The sequence below is a fragment of the Mesoflavibacter sp. CH_XMU1422-2 genome (assembly GCF_037029245.1).
Classification (GTDB): domain Bacteria; phylum Bacteroidota; class Bacteroidia; order Flavobacteriales; family Flavobacteriaceae; genus Mesoflavibacter; species Mesoflavibacter zeaxanthinifaciens.
On sequence record NZ_JAYMEE010000059.1, the window covers coordinates 23,499 to 40,527 of the forward strand.

Here is a 17,029-nt window from a genome sequence, read left to right on the forward strand (position 1 = left end):
TATGGCAGAAGTAATAAATATGCCTCGTTTGAGTGACACCATGGAAGAAGGAACTGTCGCAACTTGGTTAAAAAAAGTAGGTGATAAAGTTGAAGAAGGTGATATTTTAGCAGAAATTGAAACCGATAAAGCAACAATGGAGTTTGAGTCTTTTTACGAAGGGACATTATTACATATTGGTGTTCAAGAAGGAGAAACTACTAAAGTAGACGAGCTTTTAGCTATTATAGGAGAAGAAGGTGAAGATATTTCAGATTTGTTAGACGGAAAATCTTCTGCTAAAGAAGAAACAAAGTCTGAAGACCAAACTGAAGAAAAAGAAGATACTACTAAAGACGATACAACTTCTAATGATGATTCAACTGAAAGTGCTTCAGAAGAATTACCAGAAGGTGTTACAGTAGTAACAATGCCTCGTTTAAGTGATACAATGGAAGAAGGTACTGTTGCAACTTGGCTTAAAAAAGTTGGTGACGCGGTAGAAGAAGGAGATATCTTAGCAGAAATTGAAACTGATAAAGCAACAATGGAGTTTGAATCGTTTCAATCAGGTACGTTATTACACATTGGTTTAGAAGAAGGAGAATCTGCAAAAGTAGATGCTTTATTAGCTATTTTAGGACCAGAAGGAACAGATGTTTCAGGTATTGCTAAAAATTTCAAAGCTGGCGGAGATACTTCAGCTAAAAAAGAAGAAGCTCCTAAAAAAGAGTCTAAACCAGAGCCTAAAAAAGAAACGCCAAAACAAGATACTAAAACAGAATCTAAACCTGTTGCTCAGCCAACTCAAACAGCTTCTGGCGGACGTATATTTGTATCTCCATTAGCTAAGAAAATGGCAGACGAAAAAGGAATTAACTTATCTCAAGTTAAAGGTTCTGGAGAAAACGGTCGTATTGTAAAGCGTGATATAGAAAACTTTACGCCAGCAGCACAATCTGCTCAAGTTGGTAAGTTTGTACCTTCAGGTCAAGAAGATTTTGATGAAGTACCAAACAGCCAAATGCGTAAAGCAATTGCTAAAAACTTGGCTAAATCTAAGTTTACAGCACCGCATTACTACTTAAATGTAGAGTTTGATATGGATAATGCAATAGCATTCCGTACGCAATACAACTCTTTACCAGATACAAAAATTTCATTTAATGACATGGTTGTTAAAGCTTGTGCATTGGCATTAAAGCAACATCCACAAGTAAACTCTCAGTGGTTTGACGATATGATGAAATTAAACAATCATGTACACATTGGTGTGGCAGTAGCTGTAGAAGATGGTTTACTAGTACCAGTTGTAAAGTTTGCTGACGAGCAATCTTTACCTCAAATTGGTGCTGCGGTAAAAGATTTTGCAGGTAGAGCTAGAAACAAAAAATTAACTTTAGATGAGATGGAAGGAAGCACATTCACTATTTCTAACTTAGGTATGTTTGGAATAGAAAGCTTTACGTCTATCATTAATCAGCCTAATTCTGCAATTTTATCTGTTGGAGCAATCGTACAAAAACCTGTTGTTAAAAACGGTCAGATTGTACCTGGTAACACAATGAAATTAACTTTAGCGTGTGACCACAGAACAGTTGATGGAGCTACAGGAGCGCAATTCCTTCAAACATTAAAAGGATATATAGAAAATCCTGTAACAATGCTAGTTTAAATTTCCGCGTAAGCGAAAACTAAATAAAATAAAAACCTGTTTCATCTTATTTGAAACAGGTTTTTTTAACTTTATAATCCAAAATAATTAAGATGAAAAACATAATAATAACAGGGACAAGTCGAGGTATTGGTTTTGAATTAGTTCAAATCTTTGCGCAAAAAGGTTATAATGTGTTAGCATTATCTAGAAACGAGCAACCAGTTATTGGTCTTAATTTTCAAAATGTTACTTCGTTTTCTTTTGATTTAGGTAATGAAGACGATTATCATAAAGTTGAAGATTTTATAAAAGCCAATTGGCGGCAGGTTGATGTACTTATTAATAATGCTGGAGCTTTGTTAAACAAACCTTTTGTAGAAACATCTATATCTGATTTCGAATACGTGTATAAAACTAATGTTTTTGGTGTAGCTGAAATGACAAGAGTCGTAATTCCTTTTATGGCAAAAGAAAGTCATGTGGTTACAGTAAGTTCTATGGGTGGAGTACAAGGTAGTATAAAGTTTCCTGGTTTAGCAGCGTATAGTTCTAGTAAAGGCGCTGTAATTACTTTAACCGAATTATTAGCTGAAGAGTTTAAAGAAACTGGACCAAGTTTTAATGTATTAGCTTTAGGCGCTGTACAAACCGAAATGTTAGAAGAGGCTTTCCCAGGTTATATTGCTCCAACAACAGCTAAAGAAATGGCAGATTATATAGCTGACTTCTCTTTAAACGGACAAAAATATTATAACGGTAAACTATTGCAAGTATCAAACTCGACACCTTAAAAATTAGGTGCGCTCTAAAGCTGCATATGCATCTGCACTAGAAAAATTATCCTTATAAAAGATATTATACTGTAAGATTTTTACAATTTTTATTAGTTTTTCAAACTCTTTGTTTTTGTAAGCCTCTTTTAAGTTGTTATGAATTTTAAAAAACATTTCTGTTTTATTAGTTTCATTATTAACACCATAAAAGAAAAGTATTTCATTTTTTTTAGGTTTAAAAAACTTATAATCTTCTATAATACTTCCTTTGTGATTTTTATAAATCTTTAGGTAAACGTTATCAGAATTAATATCTTTATGTAATGCTAATTCGTTTGGTTTAAGTCTGTATCTAGTCACGTTTAAAAACTTAGACGTATTAGACATGTCTTGCGCTTTTACAACAGAAAGTGTCATAAAAAGCAATAGAAAGAGGGAAAACTTCATATGTGCTATTAATCAATTAGAATGTTAGGGAAAACATTAATATTTACCTAAGAAAAGTAATATAATTTAAAGTTCAAAATAAATTATTGGAAAATAAATAAAAAATTAACAAAATCATGGCGTTAACTCCTTCAAACCCTTTTCCTTTACATACAATTGCACCAGAGTTTTCTTTAGAAGATTCAGTTACGGGTAAAACTTTTAACTTACAGCAATTAAAAGGAAAACAAGCAACAGTAATTATGTTTATATGTAATCATTGTCCTTTTGTAATTCATGTAAATAGTAAGCTTGTAGAGTTAGCTAATCAATTTAAAAGTCAAGGCGTTAATTTTATTGCTATTAGTAGTAATGATATTGAAAATTACCCACAAGACGCTCCTGAAAAAATGAAAGAAGTTGCTGCAGAAAATAAATATCCGTTTCCTTATTTATATGATCCAACACAAGATGTAGCAAAAGCTTATGATGCAGCATGTACACCAGATTTTTATGTTTTTGACAAAGATTTAAAATCTACTTATCATGGACGATTAGATGATAGCAGACCAGGAAACGATAACCCTTTGACAGGTAAAGATTTAATATCAGCAATCAACGCAACCTTAAATAATGAGGCACCATTAAAAAATCAGTTACCATCAATGGGTTGTAATATTAAGTGGAAATAATTAGTTAAAACGGCAATTAATATCTTTTAAAAATCATAATTTTGCGCTCAATTTAAAATCATTTTCTAAACAACATGAAGCAAACAACTAACACCATTTTAATGATTCGTCCAGTAAATTTTAGGATGAATGAGCAAACAGCAGTAAATAACTATTTTCAAGAAGAAATAGATTTAAAAAATGCTGAGGTAAATGCTAAAGCACAAGAAGAGTTTGATGCGTTTGTAGAAAAATTAAGAAATGTTGGTGTAAATGTAATTGTAGAAGATGATGATATTAAACAAGATACACCAGATTCTATATTCCCTAATAACTGGGTGAGTTTTCATGAAAATGGAGATGTCGCTTTATATCCAATGTTTGCAGAAAATAGAAGAAGAGAAAGAAGGGAAGAAATATTTTTACGTTTAGAAAAAGAAGGTTTTAAAATCAATAATTTTATTGACTATACAGAAGCTGAAGACGAAGATGTATTTTTAGAAGGTACAGGAAGTTTGTTATTAGATCGAACAAACAGAAAGGCTTACTGTGCATTGTCGCCAAGAGCAGACGAAGGTTTGTTTATAGAGTTTTGTGAAGATTTTGAGTTTACACCAATAGTGTTTACGGCTAATCAAACCGTAGAAGGTATACGTTTGCCAATATATCATACTAACGTAATGATGTGTTTAGCAGAAACATTTGCTGTTATTTGTTTAGACACAATAGATGATAAAAAAGAACGTAAAAATGTAGTAAAACACTTAGAAGCAGATGGTAAACAAATTATAAAAATTACTGAAAGCCAAATGCATGAATTTGCTGGAAACATGCTTCAAGTGAAAGGTGAAGATGATAAATTATACTTAGTAATGAGTCAATCTGCACATGAAAGTTTAACACCAGAACAAATTAAAATGATTGAAGCACATTGCCCAATACTATCAAGTAATTTAGAAACTATAGAGACTTGTGGTGGCGGAAGCGCGAGGTGTATGATGGCTGAGGTATTTCTACCGAAGGTGTAGTTAATGTCTCACCAGGATTTTCAACTTTATTTTTTGGTAGTTCTACATAAAAAGTGCTTCCAACATTTACTATACTTTCTACCCAAATAGATCCTTTATTTAATTCGACTAACTCTTTACATATTGTTAGTCCTAAACCTGTTCCTTTTTCTTTATTAGTACCACGTGTGGTAAAGGTATTATTGCCAAAAATTTTGCTTACGTTTTCTTTTTTAATACCAACACCTGTGTCTGCAACACTAATAATACACTTACCATTGCTAATTTGATTAGAAATAGAGATACTATCTCCTCTATTACAGAATTTTACTGCGTTAGCTAAAAGGTTTTGTATAACAATTTCTACCATGCTTCTATCTGCATAAATAAAATCTCTAAGTGTGTTATCTATTAGATGTATTCCTTTAGCATCAAGCTTTCTTTCAATAAGTTTTACTTTGTCTGCAAAAACTTCTTGGATATCAAACAAACTAGGTTTTGGTTCTAAAGATTGCATTTGTGACTTAGACCAGTTAAGTAAATTAAATAATAGTAAAGACGCATTATTTGCATTTTCACTTAATTCTGGTAAAAGACTATGAAATTCATCTTGACTTAGTTGTCCATCTTTTAATAAATCTATAAAGCCTTTTGTAGAGGTTAAAGAGTCTTTTAAGTCATGGGATACAATAGAAAATAGTTTGTCTTTAACTTTATTGATATTTTCTAGATGCTTGCTTTGTTCTAAAATAGCTTCATTTTGAAGTTCTATCTTTTTGTTTTTTGCTTCAAGTTCTCTTGTGTACTTTAGTTTGTTGTTTCGTTTCATTAAAAACAATACAAAAAAGGTAAGTACAACAGCAAATGCAGCAAGTAAAGCATAAAAGATAAGTTTGAACTTGTCAAACTTATCTTTGCTTACAGAATTAATACTGTTTGTAGTATCAGGGATTAATGTAGTATCTTGATTTGCTTCTTGGTCAACTTCTTCTGTAATTAAAGGAGTAACTTTAGTTTGTTGACTATCTAATTTTTCTTTTAGTTTATGATATTCTCTTTGCCAAACAAAAGCACTTTCAAAATTTCCTTTAATAGAATCTAAGGTTTTCATTAACCTATAATTTTCCATTAATGCAACATCATCATTAGCAATTTTACCAATGTTAGCAGCTTCAAGTAACTGTTCTTCTGCGGTTTGTAGTCTGTTTTGAACAAGGTTTAATTCGCCTAAAGCATTTAAAGCAATAGCCATTTCCTTCTTGTTATCTACTTCTCGATTTAACTTAATAGCTTCGACTAAATATCTAGCAGACGTTTTGTAGTCGTCTTTTTTTAAGTAGGCATCACCTAAATATGGTAAAATACTTGCTCTTAATTTAGTGTCGGTTGAATTTGCGTAACCCAAAGCACTTTCGTAATAACTTATGGATTGTGTGTAGTTCTTTTTAGTTGAATAAATATCGCCTAAATCTTTATTGGTTTCAACTAATCTTTTAGTATTATTACTTTGGTTGTCTGCATTAAGACGCTTTAGATTGTAAGTTATGGCTTTGTCTAAATTACCCGAATTTTTGTAGGCGTTAGCTAAGCTTTTGTAAATAGAAGATAAGTCGTCAAAACGGTTCCTTTTTTCAAGTTCATTGATAGAAGAAAGAGCATAAGATAAACCTTCTTTGTAGTTGCCGTTTTCAATTTCTAAAACGCTTAAACTGCTGTTTACTTTTGCAACAGATAATGTGTCTTGAACTTCAGAAAATAATAAACGGGCATTTTTAAGAGTACTAATCGCTTTACTTGTTCTGCCTTCTTCTTGGTAAATTTTAGCTTTGTAATAAACAATTTTAGCTAAACCTTCTTTGTAGTCAAGGTCGTTAGCCAGTTTTTCACTTTGTTGTATAAACTTATTAGCTTTACTAAAATCCTTACTTTGAAACAAAAGTTTAATAATACTAATAGACGTATTAACCTTTGATGTGTCAGGGTTTTGGTAAGCTAATTGAATGGTTAGGCTATCAAGTTCTTCATTTTGAGAAAAACCTGTAGACCCAACAAAAAGCACAAAAAATAAGACAAACAGTCTCTTCATTTCATTTACACAGTGATATTAAAATAACGGAAGCGATAAACCATTATTTTAAACCTTACACTTAACTTGGTTTAATTAAAATGAAGAAAAGTAGAGGGATTTTTTCCTTCATGGCTATAAAAATCAATAATTATAGTCGTTATACATAATTTTTAAGAGGTAATACCAAAAAATTAGACCAACGGTTAACTTCGTTTTTTTGACCTAAAAAAATAGTCTTTTGTGGATAGGTTTGAGTAAAATTAAATTTTGTTAAATTCAATTAAAACCTTAAAAATACTATCTTTGCGCTTTAAATTTTTTCAGTATATATGAATCTTCAAGACATTTTAACAACGCAAATAAAAAGTGCAGTAAAAAGTAATTTTAATGCCGATTTAGAAACTGTAGAATTTCAAGCAACACGTAAAGAATTTCCTGGAGATATTACTGTTGTTGTATTCTCTATGTTGCGCGTAGTTAAAGGTAATCCAGTGCAAATAGGAGAAACTATAGGTAACTATTTAGTTGAAAATGTAAATGAAGTTGAAGGTTTTAACGTTGTAAAAGGCTTTTTAAATTTAGAGATTAGTGCGTCATATTTTGTAGACTTTTTTAATGCTATAAAAGATGAAACTAATTATGGTTTTAATAGCGCTTCTGCAGAAAATAAAGCTGTAATGGTAGAGTATTCTTCGCCTAACACTAATAAACCGTTGCATTTAGGTCATATACGTAACAATCTTTTAGGTTATAGTGTGGCTGAAATTTTAAAAGCTTCTGGTAAAAAAGTATATAAAACCCAAATTATTAACGATAGAGGAATACATATTTGTAAAAGTATGTTGGCTTGGCAAAAGTTTGGAAATAACGAAACACCAGAATCTACAGGTTTAAAAGGAGATAAGTTAGTTGGGAATTATTACGTCAAGTTTGATCAAGAGTATAAAAAAGAAATTGAAACTTTAAAAGCTGCAGGTAAAACTGAAGACGAAGCCAAAAAAGAAGCGCCAATTTTAGTTGAAGCTCAAGAAATGCTAAAAAAATGGGAAGCAGGAGATGCAGATGTTGTAGCGCTTTGGAGTAAAATGAATGGTTGGGTTTATGATGGTTTTGATGTAACCTACAAAAATCTTGGTGTGGACTTTGATAAATTATATTATGAAAGTCAGACCTATCTTTTAGGAAAAGAATTTGTTAACGAAGGACTAAAATCTGGTGTATTTTATAAACGTGAAGATGGCTCTGTTTGGTGCGATTTAACCGAAGATGGTTTAGATGAGAAAATCGTACTTCGTGCAGATGGCACAGCTGTTTACATGACTCAAGATATTGGTACTGCAATACAGCGTATTAAGGATTTTCCTGATGTTGGTGGTATGGTTTACACCGTAGGTAATGAGCAAGACTATCATTTTCAAGTATTGTTTTTAATCCTTAAAAAATTAGGATTTGATTGGGCTAAAAACTTATACCATTTAAGTTACGGAATGGTAGATTTGCCATCTGGAAAAATGAAAAGTCGTGAAGGTACTGTTGTAGATGCAGACGATTTAATTGCAGATATGGCAACGACTGCGCAATCTATTTCAGAAGAATTAGGAAAGTTAGACGGTTATACCGAAGAAGAAAAGCAAGAACTTTATAAGACCATTGGACTTGGCGCATTAAAGTATTATATCTTAAAAGTAGATCCTAAAAAACGAATTCTTTTTGATCCTAAAGAATCTATAGATTTCCAAGGAAATACTGGTCCGTTTATTCAATATACGTATGCAAGAATTCAGTCTATACTTCGTAAATCTGATGTAGATACTTCTGTGAAACTAGATGCTGATGAAGTGTCTTTGCATGAAAAGGAACGCGAATTAATAAAGCAATTACAATTGTTCCCAGAAACAGTTCAGCAAGCAGCAGCACAACACAGTCCAGCTTTAATAGCAAATTATACCTACGATTTAGTAAAAGCCTTTAATAGTTTTTACCAAAATGTATCTATTTTGGGAGCAGATACTAAAAATGAAATAGTTTTTAGAGTGCAGTTATCAAACGCTGTTGCAAAGACTATAAAAAATGCATTTAGCTTGTTAGGTATTAATGTACCTGAACGAATGTAAAATACATTTAGAATTATAAAAAAACGCTTTCAATTTTTGAAAGCGTTTTTTATTAAAAACTAATTCTTAAACTGGCGTTAGGTGTAATAGGTAAAGATGTATTATTAATTTCGATTACAGCTGTACTGTCATCTGGATTAACTTTGTAATATCTATTAATAATGTTTTTCTGGTTAGTCACATTTCTTACACCAATTCTAATAGATGTTTTAACTGCGTTAAACCAATTTGGTTGATAATTTAAAGAAGCATCTAATCTAAAAAACGAAGGAAGTTGTTGCGCATTTGGCGCATCGTAATTAACAAAAAAATCATTACCTGTTTGTACTGTAGGATTATCTTCAATAGGTTTAGTATATGGCAATCCACTATGCCAATTTGCTCCAACAGATAGTTCTAAATTATCTAAAACAGAATAATTACCAGCAACAGAAACAGAATGTCTTATATCTACATTATTAGGAAATGTTGACGGATTAAAACTTTCAAAATCATAATTATTCGTACTATACGTATAACTTATCCAAGAACTATATTGTTTTGCGGTTTTGTTAATTAAAAATTCAATTCCGTTAGAGGTATATTCTCCCTTAGCATTTAAATATTGAAAATTGTTATAAAACCCTTGATTACTGGCTGTAATCCCGTTTACATGTTTATAAAAACCTGTAACATCTACATAAAAATTGTTTTGTTTGTAATTTATTCCAAACGCAGCTTGTTTACTAGTAGAAATTGGTATTGTACTATTGTTTGCTAAAATCCAACGTCTATTTTCTACGCCTAAAAAATCGTCTTGAAAATCGACTATTTGTGTTGCCGATTGGTTTTTAAATTCACCTTCTAATTTTAAAGCAAATTTACTAGACAGTTGCTGTCTAATATTTAATCTAGGTTCTATTAAAAGTTTGTCAAACTTTTGAAAGTAATTAGCTCTAACACCAAGTCTAAAATAGGTGTTGTTTTTATTAAATTCGGCTTCTGTAAAAGCAGCATGTTTTAATAAAACATCTTTTTTTGTGCGCTCGTATGCTGGCGCATTAACTAAGGTTTGATTAAGAATTCCAATTTCATTAAACTCGTAGCCATTTAAAAGGTTTAGGTGGTTACTTAATTTATAATTAGAAGTAAGTTTTATACCAGTTTCTAAAACTTCGTTAGCTTGTTGTAACAGTTGGTTGGTAGACTCACGTAAATCCGATGCGTTTACATTATACTGACTATAAAATGCAGACAGTTTGGTGTTAAATTTGCTTGACCAATTGGCGTCCCAATTGGCGCCAAATCCTAAATTGTCTTGTGATAAAACACTAGATTTTTGGTTACTTTGATTGTTATTATCTGTAATAGTTTCAGCATAATCTAAATTGTTTTTTATCCCAATAACATTGGCTCTAAATTTATGGTTTCTATTTAAATCGAATAATAGTTTTGCAGAATAATCATAGAAGAAAAACTCTGAGCTTGTCGAGCTGTTTTCAATATTTTGATTGGTATTAATATCACTGTCTTGAAAACTTCTGTTAAAATAATTGGTATACGTAGGCGTTTTAAAAGCATCTGTATATGCACGTCTTCCGGAGATTAAAAGTTCTAGTTTTTTGGTAATAGGAATATTAAAAAACGCATCTGCGCTAATAAGGTTTGCGCCAACGTTTCCAGAAAATTGTCCTGACAATTCATCTTTAGTAAGCATGTTAATTGTACTAGAAACACCATCGCTATATTGGCTGCTTGTACCGTTTTTTGTAACAATAACTTGATTGGTTAAGTTAGGATTATAAGCAGAAATTAATCCAAAAAAATGACCAGAATGGTACATTTTTATTCCATCCCAAAGCATTAAGTTTTGGTCGTTTGTTCCACCACGAACGTTAATATTTGCAATGCTTTCGTTACTACTTTCTATTCCGGGTAAAACTTGTATGGATTGTAAAACATCAGGCTCTGTTAATCCAGGTAAAACACCAAAATTGGTAGTGCTTAAAATTAAGCTACCATCTTTTAATTTTTTTAATCCGTTGGTTAAAAATTTTGTGATTATTATTTGGTTTAAGGTTTCTGCACTTTCATCTAAATAAATTGAATTGCAACCTTGTGGTTTTAATAACGAAAACGCTTTTAAAGTTTCCGTTTTAAATCCTAAATAAGAGATGTTTACGCTGTTATCCTTATTGATGTTGTCTAAAATGAAATAACCATTTTCATCTGAAATTACTCCAGTGTTTTTACCAACAACACTAATGGTTACACCAAAAAGTGGTTGTTTGTCTTTAGCGTTAAAAATATAACCGCAAATGGTTTCTTTTTTTATTGAAGTTGAAACAGTTACGTATCTATTATCTAAAGATTTAAACTCTAAACTGGTATTAGAATTTAAATAATCTATAGTTTGATTAAGATCTAATGAGGTTTTTGGTGTTGTTATTAAAACACCTTCTACATCTTGATTGGCATAAGAGAATTTTACATCAAATTTAGTTTCGGTAGCTTTTATAAAATCTATTAAAGCAATTGTGCTTTGTTGAGCAAAACACGTTAAACTAAATAAAAAAACTAAAATAGTTATGTATTTATTTCCCTTCATATTTATAAAAGGTTACTTTTTTACCATCTATTTTGTAGCTTATATTTAAAGGAATTGTAACAGCTTGTAATGCAATATTTTTATCCTTGTGCGTAAAAGCACCAGTAAACAGCATGTTGGTATCTATGTTTTTATAATCTATGGTTATATTATATTGAATTTCTAATTCTTTAATAACATTAGATAAAGGGACTTTTACAAAAGAAGATTCTGCATTGATCCAAGATGGCGCATTGGCATTAAAATCGTCTAAATTTTCTACAACACCATTTATAAGTCTAAAGGTTTTGCCAGGTGTTAATTTTACAGTGTTGTTTTGGTTTGTCACTGCAACTAAACCTTCGTAACATTGGACTTCAAAATAATTGTCTCTTTGTTTTACATTAAATTGTGTTCCTAATACTTGAACTGTTCCAGCATTTGTGTTTACAGTAAACTTTTGTCCTTTTTCTACTTTAAAATAAGCTTCACCTTTTAAATCTAAATTACGATTGTTATCCCAATTTTTTTTGTTGTAACTAAGTTTTGATTTTGCATTTAGTATGACTTCAGATTGGTCTGGTAATGTTAGATTTTGCGTTTGTGCTATATCAGTTTTATAGTCAACAGTATTATTAAAAAATATGAAATATGAAGCGCAAAGCATTATGGTTAGCATTGCTGCAACACGATAAATTAATTTATAATTTAATGCTCTAACTTTAGTGTCTTTCTTTTTAAGTTGTCGTGATTTAAATTGCGATAAAGCATTGTTAACATCTACTTCTGGAGCATTTAAGTGTTTACTATAATGTTCAATTTTAAGTAATGTGTCATCCAACGCTTTAGATTGCTTTAACGACTCTTTCTCAGATTTAGAAAGATCGTTATTAAACCATTTTAATATGTTGTTATTTTCTTCCATTTCAATTATAAGACAATTAACTGTTGTTTTACCCTACCTTTATATGTTTTCAATTTTTTCACGAAGTGTTTTTAACGCGCCAGACATACGTTTTTCAACAGCCTTTTGAGAAATATCTAATAGTTCTGCAATCTCACGATATTTTTTTCCTTCAATTCTATTTAATAAAAAAACTTCTCTTTGAGCATCGGTTAATAAAGTTATTGCTTGTTGTAACTTTTGTTTAAATTGCTCTTCTTCTAATAAATATTCTGGGTTTTGATTGGTTTGATCAATATAAGGTGTGGCTTTGGCGTATTCTAAAACCACTTTTTGATGTTTTACTTTATTTAAAAACAGATTATTTACTGTTGTAAATAGATAAGTTTTTGCTTTTTCAAATTCTATTTTAGAACAATTTTCCCAAATTTTAGAAAATGCATCTTGTACAATATCTAAAGCATTATCACTATTGCCACATTTGTAGTATGCAAAATTACTAGCAGCTTGTATGTGCTTTAAATAAAAAGTGTTAAACTGTGAATCTTCACAAAGATTGCTCTTGTTTTTATCCATAAACTAAAATTAATTTGGAGCTAAAAATTAAAAAAATTAATTACAAAAGTAGGGTAAAATTATTTTGTGTTGTCTTAATTGTAAATAATCCAAAATCCAAACTTATGGAAACTAGCAGAATGATAAAAATTATAGAAGTATGTTTAATTATAGTATTGTTAACTACTGTTACCGCCTCATTTTATATTTTATTTGAAATTAATAATAACTTAAGGTAGGGTAAAATTATTTTAAGTTGTCTTACTTATAGAAACCCAAAAAATTGCTTTGAAAGAGATTTAAAAAAGAAAAATAAACTTAAACAATTAAAACTATGAAAAATTTAAAATTAATTACAGCTTTTGCATTATTAGCACTATTCAGTTTTACATCTTGTCAAGATGAAATTGATACCGATAACGGAGAAAACCCAAATACAAACACAGCAAATTCTCAAACAGCATCTAACTTAGAACGAGTATCTATGTACGATGGATCTTTTGATGACTTTTTAGATGGCGTATCTTGTTCTTCTATATTATTGCCAGTAACAGCAACTGTAAACGGTACGCAAGTAACAATTGTTAGTGAGGCAGATTATCAACAAGTCATAGATATTATGGCACAATTTAATGACGATAACGATGAGGTACTATTACAATTTCCCTTAACTATTCAATTAAGTAATTATACAGAGCTTGTTGTAACTAGTCAATCAGAATATAATGCGATATCTCAAGCTTGTCAAGCTGTAGAGCAAATTGCAGAAGACGCCATCTCTTGTGTAGAAGTAAATTATCCAATTACAATTTTAAACTATAATTTAAATTTAGAACAAACTGGCAGCGTTGTTATTGAGTCTAACCAACAATTATATGCTTATATAAATAATTTAAGTGAGGATACATTATTTGCGGTTAACTATTCAATAACAGCAACTGTTTCTGGAGATACAGCAACTACAATTGCTAGCGATTTAGAATTGCAAGTTCAAATTGATGATTGTCTTGGTCTTGAAGAAACTCAAGCAGAAGCAGAAGATAATGCTGATGAATTAGAACAATTACTTGTAAATGGTGTTTATCAAATAGAATCTTTTGTAGATACAAGTGTTGATACAGCTTCAGATTATGCCGAGTTTACTATAGATTTTGCAAACGACATGACATTAGTTGCAGAAAATATAATTAACACAACCGTGCAAGACGTACAAGGAACATATCAAGTGACTTCGCAAACAGAAGTATATTTAGAATTAAATTTTGAAGGAGATACTTCATTTTCTTTACTAAATCATCAATGGGAAGTTACAAGTTATAACAATACTAGTATTTCTTTACAAAGTACTACTAATGCTGCCATAACATTAGTTTTAACACAGATTTAGAAATAAAAGTTGGTTAGTTAGTTAATTATGTTGGTATAATTAATGTGCTTAAGAGCTGCTGTCTATCAAGGCAGTAGTTCTTTTTAAAAACCCAAATCTTATTTAAAATGAAACACTATTTTTTAATACCAATTTTATTAGTAACTCTTTTATTGTCTTGCAGTAAAGAAGATTCTGCTGAAGCTAATCAAGAGTTAACAGGTGTGACCGCTAATCAACAACCAACAGGTGCATTTTCTAACCACTTACTTTCAGATGCTGTTTTTAGTAGCATGGTAGTAGAGCTAGTGTATGTAGAAGGTTTTAAACCAACGCAAACTGCGATTAATAATTTTGTAAACTTTTTAGAAGAAAGAACATATAAACCAAACGGAATTACAGTAGTTACCAGATCAATAGTTTCTCCAGGAATGTCGCCTTATACAACACAAGATATTATTGATATAGAAAATGCTAATAGAACTAAATATAACACCGAAGGTCAAATAGCAGTTTGGGCATTTTTTGCAGATGGACAATCTGCTAACAATACTGCAAATGGTGTTGTGTTAGGTACAGCGTATCGTAATACCTCTTTTATAATTTATGAAGAAACCTTGCATAGCTACAGCGATAGTGCTTTTGAAGCCAATAGAGATGTTTTAGAAACTACTGTAATTACACATGAATTTGGTCATATTTTAGGATTAACAAATTTAGGTGCAGCAATGCAAACCAATCACGAGGATGCAGATCATCCTAAACATTGTAATAACGAAGATTGCTTAATGTTTTGGTCTGCCGAAACAGGATCGGGAATGGAAAATTTAATTGGTGTAAGTACAGCACCACAATTAGACAGCCAATGTATTGCAGATTTGCAAGCTAACGGCGGAAAATAATTAACAACAAACTAAAAAAGATAATAATGAAAAATTTACTAATTACAATAGCACTAGTTTTTGGAGTAATATTTACATCAAATGCTCAAGATACAGATACAAAAAGTAAATCTATAGCAGGTATAAAAGGAGGATATAATTTAGCTGCTGTAAGTTATGATGGCGAAGGAGAAACAGGACAAAGAAGCGGATTTCATGTTGGTGTATTTGGCGAGTCTTATTTATCAAGTGTAGTAGCACTTCAATTAGAATTATTATACTCTCAACAAGGTTATCAAATAGAAGATAATAATAGCACGTTTACACAAAAGCTTAACTATATAAACATGCCTTTAGTATTAAAGATTTATCCGGTTTCTAATTTTTATTTAGAGGCTGGTCCACAATTAGGTTTTGCAATATCGCATAAAGAGACTTACGATAGTAATTTTAATTTATTTGATACAGAGCAAGAGTTTGATCCTAATAATATAGATTATGGCGCTAATTTTGGTGCCGGAATTAAAACAGATTCTGGTGTTAGTTTAGGCGTACGTTATCACTTAGGTTTAGGAGATATTTATGACGATGGCGAACCAAAAAACCGTGTTTGGCAATTCTCAGTAGCTTTCGGTTTTTAATCACTGAGGAATAAGGGAAAAGAAAAACCGCTTTGTAAAAAAGCGGTTTTTTGATTTATAAAGTTTGTACAACGTCATCAAGATTTAATCTAGATTTAGGTTTTTTACTAGGTTGATTATGATCATCTTCATCTCTATATCCTATTGCAACAGCTACTAAAGTAGCATAATTGTCAAGTTCTAAAATTTTATCATAATCTTCAGGGTTAAGACCTTCCATTGGTGTAGAGTCAATACCCATTTCTGCACAAGCACTTAAAAGTATCCCCAAAGATAAATAGACTTGTTTGTCAAACCAGGATTTAATATAAGACTCTGGTTTTTGTTTTATGGTTTCATTGTAATAATTAACAGCAGCTTCTGGCAATTCTTCTTTAATTTGATTTTCAAAAACCTCTAAATTGTCTATTCTGCTTAAAACTATTAAAGTGTCGCAATCCAACACTTTTTCTGTATTGATCCACGATACTTTAGATAATTTTTCTTTGGTTTTTTGATCTCTTACAAATGTAAACTTCCAAGGTTGACTATTTATAGAAGAAGGACTTAATCTTAGAATTTCTTTTAATGACTGAATGTCTTCTTCCTTTATTTTTTTTGATGCGTTATATTTTTTTGTACTGTAACGCTCCTGCATTGCTTCTAAAAAACTCATAGTTTATTTTTATTGATTCACTTAAATTTAAAAATAGCTAAGTGTGTAAGCAAAATACAAATGGTATTTTATGAAATGATTAGCATTAAACTTCAAGTAATGTTAATAATTATATAAGATAACCCTGAATTGAAGTGGTAAAGTTTATTTAATTTTGCTGTGATGAAACACATCATTTCTAATTATATTCCAGATACTGCATTACCAAATGTTTTAAAGCTTTTAGAGCACGAAAATTTAACAGTATTAATAAAAAAAGAACGAAAAACACGTCACGGTGATTATCGTAAATTACCAAATGGTAAGCATCAAATTACAGTAAACGGTAGTTTAAATAAATATCGGTTTTTAATTACTTTGGTACATGAAGTTGCTCATCTAGAAGCTTATAAAACTTATGGTAAAACGATTAAGCCACATGGGATAGAGTGGAAGAAGACCTTTCAATACTTGATGTTACCTTTTTTAAACCCAGATGTCTTTCCGTCTGAGATTTTACCAATTCTAGCTAATCATTTTAAAAATCCAAAAGCATCTAGCGACACAGATGTGCAATTGGCCTACGCATTAAAGCAGTTTGACGCAAATACTAATAAAACCTTTATATTTGAGATACCTTTACAAAGTACATTTAAAATATATAACGGAAAAGTTTTTAGAAAATTAAAAAAGCGCCGTACACGTTTTGAATGTGTAGAAGTTTCAACAGGTAAAATATATCTGTTTAATGCAAATGCAGAGGTAACTGTAATAAATAATTAACAAA

General features: G+C 30.7%; 15 protein-coding genes. 9 read left to right on the forward strand and 6 right to left on the reverse strand.

The annotated features are described in order from the left end of the window. The first annotated feature begins 1 nt into the window (after nucleotide 1). Together WA340_RS07650 and WA340_RS07655 are read left to right on the forward strand one after the other, a co-directional pair. The gene (locus tag WA340_RS07650) at nucleotides 2–1,654 is read left to right on the forward strand and encodes a pyruvate dehydrogenase complex dihydrolipoamide acetyltransferase (RefSeq protein ID WP_336128290.1); all 1,653 of its coding nucleotides are present in this window, start codon (nucleotides 2–4) and stop codon (nucleotides 1,652–1,654) included. 92 nt (nucleotides 1,655–1,746) lie between these two features. Then, nucleotides 1,747–2,427, forward strand: a complete 681-nt coding sequence (locus tag WA340_RS07655) for an SDR family NAD(P)-dependent oxidoreductase (protein ID WP_336128291.1) — start codon at nucleotides 1,747–1,749, stop codon at nucleotides 2,425–2,427. A 3-nt stretch (nucleotides 2,428–2,430) separates the two neighbouring features. On the opposite strand, the gene WA340_RS07660 is transcribed toward WA340_RS07655, so the two are convergent. Next, on the reverse strand, nucleotides 2,431–2,856 hold the full coding sequence (locus WA340_RS07660) for a hypothetical protein (RefSeq protein WP_304145612.1): 426 nt from the start codon (nucleotides 2,854–2,856) through the stop codon (nucleotides 2,431–2,433). Nucleotides 2,857–2,972: 116 nt separating this feature from the next. Here WA340_RS07660 and WA340_RS07665 point away from each other — a divergent pair, with 116 nt between their 5' ends. Both WA340_RS07665 and ctlX read left to right on the forward strand, forming a co-directional pair. Next, nucleotides 2,973–3,527, forward strand: a complete 555-nt coding sequence (locus WA340_RS07665; protein ID WP_304145610.1) for a thioredoxin family protein — start codon at nucleotides 2,973–2,975, stop codon at nucleotides 3,525–3,527. Between the two features lie 74 nt (nucleotides 3,528–3,601). After that, complete coding sequence (ctlX, locus tag WA340_RS07670; protein WP_304145607.1) at nucleotides 3,602–4,534, forward strand: citrulline utilization hydrolase CtlX; 933 nt, start codon at nucleotides 3,602–3,604, stop codon at nucleotides 4,532–4,534. On the opposite strand, the gene WA340_RS07675 is transcribed toward ctlX, so the two are convergent. Next, entirely contained in the window at nucleotides 4,467–6,599 is a 2,133-nt protein-coding gene (locus WA340_RS07675) for a tetratricopeptide repeat-containing sensor histidine kinase (RefSeq protein ID WP_336128293.1), read from the reverse strand. The genes ctlX and WA340_RS07675 overlap by 68 nt on opposite strands. A gap of 311 nt (nucleotides 6,600–6,910) precedes the next feature. Between WA340_RS07675 and argS the strand changes: the two genes are divergently transcribed. Next, nucleotides 6,911–8,695, forward strand: coding sequence for an arginine--tRNA ligase (gene argS / locus WA340_RS07680; protein ID WP_336128294.1), 1,785 nt, complete (start codon nucleotides 6,911–6,913; stop codon nucleotides 8,693–8,695). 52 nt (nucleotides 8,696–8,747) lie between these two features. On the opposite strand, the gene WA340_RS07685 is transcribed toward argS, so the two are convergent. Genes WA340_RS07685 through WA340_RS07695 form a run of 3 tightly spaced genes read right to left on the reverse strand, consistent with a single transcriptional unit; the run spans nucleotide 8,748 to nucleotide 12,741 of the window. Then, complete coding sequence (locus WA340_RS07685; RefSeq protein WP_336128295.1) at nucleotides 8,748–11,282, reverse strand: TonB-dependent receptor; 2,535 nt, start codon at nucleotides 11,280–11,282, stop codon at nucleotides 8,748–8,750. Beyond that, nucleotides 11,269–12,186 carry a FecR family protein gene (locus WA340_RS07690; RefSeq protein WP_336128296.1) on the reverse strand — a complete coding sequence of 306 codons (918 nt, stop codon included), beginning with the start codon at nucleotides 12,184–12,186 and terminating at the stop codon, nucleotides 11,269–11,271. Before WA340_RS07690 ends, WA340_RS07685 begins: the two co-directional genes overlap by 14 nt. A gap of 39 nt (nucleotides 12,187–12,225) precedes the next feature. Next, nucleotides 12,226–12,741: an RNA polymerase sigma factor gene (locus WA340_RS07695; RefSeq protein ID WP_336128297.1), complete on the reverse strand. Its 516-nt coding sequence runs from the start codon at nucleotides 12,739–12,741 to the stop codon at nucleotides 12,226–12,228. Between the two features lie 313 nt (nucleotides 12,742–13,054). Between WA340_RS07695 and WA340_RS07700 the strand changes: the two genes are divergently transcribed. The 3 genes from WA340_RS07700 (at nucleotide 13,055) to WA340_RS07710 (ending at nucleotide 15,608) form a co-directional block, all read left to right on the forward strand. Next, nucleotides 13,055–14,107 (forward strand): hypothetical protein, encoded by a 1,053-nt coding sequence (locus WA340_RS07700; protein ID WP_336128298.1) that lies wholly within the window; start codon nucleotides 13,055–13,057, stop codon nucleotides 14,105–14,107. Between the two features lie 107 nt (nucleotides 14,108–14,214). Beyond that, nucleotides 14,215–14,988 (forward strand): membrane metalloprotease, encoded by a 774-nt coding sequence (locus WA340_RS07705; RefSeq protein WP_336128299.1) that lies wholly within the window; start codon nucleotides 14,215–14,217, stop codon nucleotides 14,986–14,988. 26 nt (nucleotides 14,989–15,014) lie between these two features. After that, a complete protein-coding gene (locus tag WA340_RS07710; protein WP_336128300.1) occupies nucleotides 15,015–15,608 on the forward strand; it encodes a porin family protein in 594 nt (197 codons plus the stop codon). 55 nt (nucleotides 15,609–15,663) lie between these two features. On the opposite strand, the gene WA340_RS07715 is transcribed toward WA340_RS07710, so the two are convergent. Further along, nucleotides 15,664–16,263, reverse strand: coding sequence for an NAD(P)H-dependent oxidoreductase (locus WA340_RS07715; RefSeq protein WP_336128302.1), 600 nt, complete (start codon nucleotides 16,261–16,263; stop codon nucleotides 15,664–15,666). A 162-nt stretch (nucleotides 16,264–16,425) separates the two neighbouring features. On the opposite strand from WA340_RS07715, the gene WA340_RS07720 reads away from it, so the two are divergent. Then, nucleotides 16,426–17,025, forward strand: a complete 600-nt coding sequence (locus WA340_RS07720) for a SprT-like domain-containing protein (protein ID WP_027880349.1) — start codon at nucleotides 16,426–16,428, stop codon at nucleotides 17,023–17,025. The last annotated feature ends 4 nt before the right edge of the window (nucleotides 17,026–17,029 follow it).